General features: G+C 66.0%; 2 protein-coding genes. Both read left to right on the top strand.

Annotated features, from left to right (window positions below):
• Nucleotides 1–371 (top strand): membrane protein insertion efficiency factor YidD (yidD, locus tag WAW85_RS15915; RefSeq protein WP_422560563.1); only part of this gene is annotated, 371 nt, incomplete at its 5' end.
• Between the two features lie 122 nt (nt 372–493).
• The coding region (gene yidC / locus WAW85_RS15910; RefSeq protein WP_422560562.1) for a membrane protein insertase YidC at nt 494–1,522 on the top strand (1,029 nt) is incomplete at its 3' end.

Raw genomic sequence — 1,522 nt, 5'->3', positions numbered from 1 at the left:
GGCCCGGGCTGCGCGGGCCGTGGACGTGGCAGAAGGTCGCCGCCGTGCCCCTGCTCGTGCTCGTGCGGATCTACCAGCTCTGCGTGTCGCCGATGCTGCCGCCGTCGTGCCGGTTTTATCCCTCGTGCTCGTCGTATGCCGTGACCGCCCTCGTGCGCTTCGGTCCGATCAAGGGGACGTGGCTTGCCGCGCGCCGGCTGTCGCGGTGTCACCCGTGGAACCCTGGCGGCGTCGACCACGTTCCCGAGCGAGTGACGACGCGCGCTCACCGACCCGATGCCGAGTCCCGTCTGCAGTCGTCGGGCCCGTCGCCCGCGAGGTCGACAGGCGAGCCGGCGACCACCCCGGCCCCACAGCGGGCCGCCACCTGACCATTCGGTGAGCGCACGGCATACCCCTGCTGGGGTGCCCGCCCGCTGACCGCCATCGGTGAGACTCCGGTCTCACCACCCAAGCTGAGACGACCGTCTCACCACAGGAGTAGAGGCAAACCGTGGGAGATTTCTTCAACACCATTCTGTCGCCGCTGACCGTCGGCGAAGCGTGGGTCATGTTGGCCTGGCACAAGCTGTGGACGCTGCTCGGCATCGGCGGTGGCTGGGCGTGGGCGCTGTCGATCGTCGGGCTCACGGTGGTCGTGCGGATCGTGCTCATTCCGCTGTTCGTCAAGCAGATCCACGCGTCGCGCAAGATGCAGCTGATCCAGCCGGAGATCCAGAAGATCCAGGCGAAGTACAAGGGCAAGACCGATCCTGAGTCGCGGCAGGCGATGACCCAGGAGACGATGGATCTCTACAAGAAGTCCGGCACCAACCCGCTCTCGTCATGTCTGCCGATCCTGCTGCAGTCGCCGTTCTTCTTTGCGCTCTTCACGGTGCTCAACAACCTCAAGGGGATCGCCGAGGGCAAGCACGCGCCGATTGGTCCGATCACGCCGGAGATCGCGCAACAGATCGAGACGTCCAACATCTTTGGGGCGCCGTTCTCGTCGTCGTTCATGAACTCGACCGATCTTGCGACGAAGATCGTCACGGTCGTGCTCATCGTGCTCATGTCGGCGACGACCTTCACGACGCAGCGCCAACTCATGCGCAAGAACCTGCCGGCGTCGGCGATGGACAACCCCTACATGAAGCAGCAGAACATCATCTTGTATTTGATGCCGCTGTTCTTCGCGCTGTCGGGCATCAACTTCCCCATCGGCGTGCTGCTCTACTGGCTGACGACCAACCTGTGGTCGATGGGCCAGCAGTTCTACGTCATCCGCCGGATGCCGGCTCCTGGGTCTGAGGCCGAGCGGGCGCTGCATGAGCGTCAGGCGCGCAAGGGCAAGGCCGTGACGCCCTTCTCGATCCCCGGCTTCGACCGCGATGGCAAGGGTGCGGCCGATGGTGACGGCGCGGCTGGTGCCGGGTCTGGTGCTGGGGCCGATGGCGCAGGTGTCAGCGACGCCCCGGTGACCCGGCAGCGGCAGCAGCCGAAGAGCGCCAAGCGAGCCAAGAAGACGGCCGCGCCGAAGCCC

The sequence above is a fragment of the Gordonia sp. (in: high G+C Gram-positive bacteria) genome (assembly GCF_049299075.1).
Taxonomy (GTDB): Bacteria; Actinomycetota; Actinomycetes; order Mycobacteriales; family Mycobacteriaceae; genus Gordonia.
Note: the sequence above shows the minus strand (reverse complement) of the source record. Positions and strands in the feature narration are given on the sequence as shown.